The sequence below is a fragment of the Streptomyces sp. NPDC059564 genome, from assembly GCF_042735575.1.
In the GTDB taxonomy this organism is placed as follows: Bacteria; Actinomycetota; Actinomycetes; order Streptomycetales; family Streptomycetaceae; genus Streptomyces.
The window spans coordinates 1-5,514 of record NZ_JBHWBP010000445.1 but is presented as its reverse complement, the minus strand read 5'-3'; the positions used below and the strand labels follow the sequence as shown (position 1 = coordinate 5,514).

6 protein-coding genes are annotated in these 5,514 nt (G+C 71.1%); 3 read left to right on the top strand and 3 right to left on the bottom strand.

The window, feature by feature from the left end; genetic code table 11:
• Positions 1 to 58: 58 nt before the first annotated feature.
• Together ACFV0Q_RS37780 and ACFV0Q_RS37775 are read right to left on the bottom strand one after the other, a co-directional pair.
• On the bottom strand, positions 59 to 739 hold the full coding sequence (locus ACFV0Q_RS37780) for a response regulator transcription factor (RefSeq protein WP_086575133.1): 681 nt from the start codon (positions 737 to 739) through the stop codon (positions 59 to 61).
• Complete coding sequence (locus tag ACFV0Q_RS37775; RefSeq protein ID WP_385012065.1) at positions 736 to 1,974, bottom strand: sensor histidine kinase; 1,239 nt, start codon at positions 1,972 to 1,974, stop codon at positions 736 to 738. The genes ACFV0Q_RS37780 and ACFV0Q_RS37775 overlap by 4 nt, the downstream gene beginning before the upstream one ends.
• Before the next feature lie 197 nt (positions 1,975 to 2,171).
• On the opposite strand from ACFV0Q_RS37775, the gene phoU reads away from it, so the two are divergent.
• On the top strand, positions 2,172 to 2,849 hold the full coding sequence (gene phoU / locus ACFV0Q_RS37770) for a phosphate signaling complex protein PhoU (protein ID WP_007265512.1): 678 nt from the start codon (positions 2,172 to 2,174) through the stop codon (positions 2,847 to 2,849).
• Positions 2,850 to 2,955: 106 nt separating this feature from the next.
• Positions 2,956 to 3,108 (top strand): hypothetical protein, encoded by a 153-nt coding sequence (locus ACFV0Q_RS37765; RefSeq protein WP_385012062.1) that lies wholly within the window; start codon positions 2,956 to 2,958, stop codon positions 3,106 to 3,108.
• A 125-nt stretch (positions 3,109 to 3,233) separates the two neighbouring features.
• On the opposite strand, the gene ACFV0Q_RS37760 is transcribed toward ACFV0Q_RS37765, so the two are convergent.
• A complete protein-coding gene (locus ACFV0Q_RS37760) occupies positions 3,234 to 3,992 on the bottom strand; it encodes a phosphoglyceromutase (RefSeq protein WP_385012061.1) in 759 nt (252 codons plus the stop codon).
• A 151-nt stretch (positions 3,993 to 4,143) separates the two neighbouring features.
• Between ACFV0Q_RS37760 and ACFV0Q_RS37755 the strand changes: the two genes are divergently transcribed.
• Positions 4,144 to 5,427: an MDR family MFS transporter gene (locus ACFV0Q_RS37755; protein ID WP_385012058.1), complete on the top strand. Its 1,284-nt coding sequence runs from the start codon at positions 4,144 to 4,146 to the stop codon at positions 5,425 to 5,427.
• Positions 5,428 to 5,514 lie beyond the last annotated feature (87 nt).

Below are 5,514 nucleotides of genomic sequence, written 5' to 3'. Positions count from 1 at the left end.
GCAGATGCGGCCGGGGCCCTCCTTTCGTGTATGCGCTGCGTGTCGTACCGGCTACGGCTTACGGCTCGAACTTGTAGCCGAGGCCGCGGACCGTGACCAGGTAGCGCGGAGCGCCCGGGTCCGGCTCGATCTTGGCGCGCAGGCGCTTGACGTGGACGTCCAGGGTCTTGGTGTCGCCGACGTAGTCCGCGCCCCAGACCCGGTCGATCAGCTGCATGCGGGTGAGCACGCGGCCGGCGTTGCGCAGGAGCATCTCCAGCAGGTCGAACTCCTTCAGCGGGAGGTCGACCTTGGCGCCGGAGACGGTGACCACGTGCCGGTCCACGTCCATCCGTACCGGACCGGCCTCCAGGGCCGCCGGGGTCACCTCTTCCGGCTCGCCGCGGCGGCGCAGGACCGCGCGGATGCGGGCGACGAGCTCGCGGGAGGAGAAGGGCTTGGTGACGTAGTCATCGGCTCCTATCTCCAGCCCGACGACCTTGTCGATCTCGCTGTCCTTGGCGGTCACCATGATCACGGGGACGTTGGAACGGCCGCGCAGCTGCCGGCAGACCTCGGTGCCCGGCAGGCCGGGCAGCATCAGGTCGAGGAGGACGAGGTCGGCGCCGTTGCGCTCGAACTCGTCGAGCCCGTCGGGCCCCGTCGCGGCGATCGCGACCTCGAAGCCTTCCTTGCGGAGCATGTAGGACAGGGCGTCGCTGAAGGATTCCTCATCCTCGACGACGAGCACTCGGGTCACGGAAGGACCTCCGGGGCAGGGATGACTGGTTCAGGTTCAAGCAGGGGTGTGGCGGGTGCGGGGGTCTTCGCGGGGGCCGGGGCGGCCGCCTCGGGGAGTTTCAGGGTGAACGTGGAGCCCTGTCCCTCCGAGCTCCATACCGATACCTCCCCGCCGTGCGAGGCCGCCACGTGCTTCACGATCGCGAGGCCCAGGCCGGTTCCGCCGGTGGCGCGGGAGCGGGCCGGGTCGACGCGGTAGAAGCGCTCGAAGATGCGCTCGCGGTCCTTTTCCGGGATGCCGATGCCCTGGTCGGTCACGGCTATCTCGATCAAGTCTCCACCCGGCACGGCGACCCTGCGCGCGGCGATGCCGACGCGGGTGCGGGCCGGACTGTAGTTGACGGCGTTCTCCACCAGGTTGCCGAGGGCCGCGGCCAGCTGGCCCCGGTTTCCCCAGACGCGCAGGTCGGCGGTGCCGCCGGCGGCCATGGTGATCTGTTTGGAGGTGGCCGTGTGGCGGCAGCGGTCGATGGCCTCCGCCACGAGCGTGTCCACCCGTACGGGCTCGGCGTCCTCCAGCGGGTCGTCGTTCTGTACCCGGGAGAGGTCGATGAGTTCCTGTACGAGGTTGATCAGGCGGGTGGACTCGATCTGCATGCGGCCCGCGAAGCGGCTGACCGCCTCGGGGTCGTCGGAGGCGTCCATGACCGCCTCCGACAGCAGGGAGATCGCTCCTACGGGGGTCTTCAGCTCGTGCGACACGTTCGCGACGAAGTCGCGGCGCACCGCCTCGATGCGGCGGGCCTCGGTGAGGTCCTCGACCAGCAGGAGCACCAGGCGGGAGCCGAGCGGTGCGACGCGGGCGGAGACCGCGAGGGCCTCGCCGCGGCCGGTGCCGCGCCGGGGCAGGTCGAGCTCGATCTGGCGTATCTCGCCGTCCCGGCGGGTGTCGCGGGCCATGTGGAGCATGGGCTCCACGGCCAGCTTGCCGCCGCGGACCAGGCCGAGGGCGTACGCCGCCGAGCTGGCCTTGACGACCGCGTCGCCCTCGTCGAGGACGACGGCGGAGGAGCGGAGCACGGAGAGGACCGTGTCCACTCCGGGGGGCAGCACCGCGTTGATGTCGGGGCGCATGGAGCTCCGGGTGGGGCGGGCCTGGTCGCGCTCGCTCCAGCGGAACGCCAGCATGGCGATGACACCGGTGCACAAACCGGCGATCGCTGCAGCTGCGGCGACCGCCGCGTTCACGTCCATGGATCCAGGTTAAGCAGGCCGGACGACACTTCCACAGCCGTTCGGGTGTCGCCCCGAACACTCGTCGCCCAGAGTTCACCCTGACGACGGGGTTGATTCACTTGTGATGCCGGAGTCGGACGCATCGGCGCCCGAACGTGTAGACGTGGGGCATACAGGCCACGCAGTGGGCGAGAAGTAGGCAAGAGAGGGACACCATGCGCGACGCGTACCACGAGGAACTGGACTCGATCGGAGAAAGCCTGGTCGAGATGGCCCGGCTCGTCGGTTCCGCGATCGGGCGGGCGACGACCTCCATGCTGGACGCCGATCTGAAGCTGGCGGAGAGCGTCATCGCCGCCGACCAGAAGGTGGACGACCTGCAGCACGACCTGGAGGCGCGGGCCATCGCGCTGCTGGCCCGCCAGCAGCCCGTGGCGACCGACCTGCGCATCGTGGTGACCTCGCTGCGGATGAGCGCCGACCTGGAGCGCTCCGGCGACCTGGCACAGCACGTGGCGAAGCTGGCGCGGCTGCGCTTCCCGGACACGGCGGTGCCGCGTGACCTGCACGCGACCATCCTGGAGATGGGCCAGCTGGCGCAGCGGCTGATGGCGAAGGCCGCCGAGGTCATCATCACGAAGGACGTGGACCTGGCGCTCCAGCTGGAGCAGGACGACGACGAGATGGACCAGCTGCACCGCACGCTGTTCCAGCACCTGATGGACGACCGCTGGAAGCACGGCATCGAGACGGCCGTCGACGTGACGCTGCTGGGCCGCTACTACGAGCGGTTCGCGGACCACGCGGTGTCGGTGGCGAAGCGCGTGGTGTACCTGGTGACGGGTGAGCACGCGGATGAGCTCCAGCAGCCGACGCAGGTCGAGGGCGTCTGAGGGCGAGCCCCAATGCGCCGTTGACGCGCCGGTGTGGCTGGGCATGAATGAGGCGAAGGCGCTCCGTCACGGGGCCGCCGCGTACGTGCGCCCACGAGGAGGATCCATGCCCGATTCCCCCGTCCCCGTCACCCCGGAGCAGGAGCAGCAGCCGTCCCGGCCGGAGCCCCTGCGCCTGCCGCTGCTCGCGGCCTGCGGTTGCGGCTCCGGCTGCGGCTGCGGCTGCCAGTCCGGCGCCCCCTGCCAGTGCGGCGGCTGACCCCGCCCGCCTGGTTCCCCGTACACGAAGGGCCCCGTCCGATTCCCTCGGCCGGGGCCCTTGCGATGCAAGAAGCCCGCCACCGGCCGGGACGGCACCGGTAGCGGGCTCGTCGCGCGTGGGGGTTACTTCTTGCCCTGGTTCTTGACGGCCTCGATGGCGGCCGCGGCCGCGTCCGGGTCGAGGTAGGTGCCGCCCGGCTTGAGGGGCTTGAAGTCGGCGTCCAGTTCGTAGGCGAGCGGGATGCCGGTGGGGATGTTCAGGCCCGCGATGTCGGCGTCGGAGATGCCGTCCAGGTGCTTGACCAGGGCGCGCAGGCTGTTGCCGTGCGCGGCGACCAGGACCGTGCGGCCGGCGAGGAGGTCCGGGACGATGCCGTCGTACCAGTACGGGAGCATGCGGACGACGACGTCCTTGAGGCACTCCGTGCGCGGGCGCAGCTCCGGCGGGATCGTCGCGTAGCGCGGGTCCCCGGACTGGGAGAACTCCGTGCCGTCTTCGAGGGCCGGCGGCGGGGTGTCGTAGGAGCGGCGCCACAGCATGAACTGCTCCTCGCCGAACTCGGCGAGGGTCTGGGCCTTGTCCTTGCCCTGGAGGGCGCCGTAGTGGCGCTCGTTCAGGCGCCAGGAGCGGTGGACCGGGATCCAGTGACGGTCGGCTGCCTCGAGCGCCATCTGCGCGGTGCGGATCGCGCGCTTCTGGAGCGAGGTGTGCACGACGTCGGGGAGCAGGCCGGCGTCCTTGAGCAGCTCACCGCCGCGGACCGCCTCCTTCTCGCCCTTCTCGTTGAGGTTGACGTCCACCCAGCCGGTGAACAGGTTCTTCGCGTTCCACTCGCTCTCGCCGTGGCGGAGGAGGATCAGCTTGTACGGTGCGTCGGCCATGCGTACGAGCCTAATGGACGGTCCGGGGCGCTCGCGCGCGGTGTGGGGGGCGGTCGATTGACGGTCGGCGTCAATCCAGTGGCGGCCTGAGGGCAGCGCTCGTAATGTGCGGGGTGCTCAAGAGACGCTTACGCCGCCGGGGGGATTCCTTATGTCCGTTGCCACGATGAGACGGGCCGCCCGGGAGAGCGTGTCGGGTCTGCCGCGTGCGTTCTGGTGGCTGTGGGCGAGCACGCTGGTCAACCGGCTCGGGGCCTTCGTCGCCACGTTCATGACCTTGTACCTGACCCTGGACCGGGGCTATTCGGCCTCCTTCGCGGGACTCGTGGTCGCCCTGCACGGGCTCGGCGGTGTGATGTCCTCGCTGGTGGCGGGGGTGATGACCGACCGGCTGGGGCGGCGGCCGACGATGCTCGCGGCGAACGTGTCCACCTCGCTGTCGGTGGCGCTGCTCGGCTTCATGGAGCACCCGGCGGCCATCGCGGCGGTGGCGCTGCTGGTGGGGATGGCCTCGAACGCCTCGCGGCCGGCGGTCTCGGCGATGATGGCGGACATCGTCCGTCCGGAGGACCGGGTACGGGCCTTCGCGCTGAACTACTGGGCCATCAACCTCGGCTTCGCGGTCAGCGCGACCGCGGCCGGGTTCGTCGCGGAGTACAGCTACCTGGCCGGTTTCCTGGGCGAGGCGGCGCTGACGCTGCTCTGCGCGGTGCTGGTGTTCGTGAAGCTGCCGGAGTCGCGGCCGGTGAAGGACGCGGCCGGGGAGGCGGCGGCCGGCCCGGAGATCGGGCTCGGGAGCGTGCTGCGGGACGGCCGCTTCATGGGCGTCGTGGGGCTGTCGTTCCTGATCTCGCTGATCTTCACGCAGGGTTCGGTGGGGCTGCCGGTGGCGATGGGCGCGGCGGGCTTCACGCCCGGTGACTACGGCCTGGTCGTCGCGGTGAACGGGCTGCTGATCGTGGTGCTGCAGATCCCGGTGACGCGGTTCATCGAGCACCGGGACCCGCAGAAGCTGCTGGTGGTCTCGGCGCTGCTGGCCGGGTACGGGTTCGCGATGACGGCCTTCGCGGGGCCGCTGTGGGCGTACGCGGCGACCGTGGTGCTGTGGACGCTGGCGGAGATCGTGAACTCGCCGACGCAGATGGGGCTGGTGGCTCGGCTGTCGCCGGTGCACGGACGCGGGCGCTACCAGGGGATGTACACGATGTCGTGGGCGGTGGCCGCGCTGGTGGCGCCGCTGATGGCCGGCTTCGTGATCGACCGTCTGGGCGCGGCGTGGCTGTGGGGGGCCACGGGGGTCCTGGGCACGGTGGCGGCGCTGGGGTACTGGCTGCTGATGCGGGGGCTCCCCGAGGGTGGGCCGGGGACGGTGACGGCGGGTTCCGCCGGTACGGCTGCTGCCGTGCGGCCGGTGGCGGCTTCCGCGGAGGCGTAGCCGGCGGGCCGGGCGGCGCCGGGGCTTCTGGGGCTCCGCCCCAGACCCCGCGCCTCAAACTCCCCCAGCTACCGCTGGGAGGGGCCC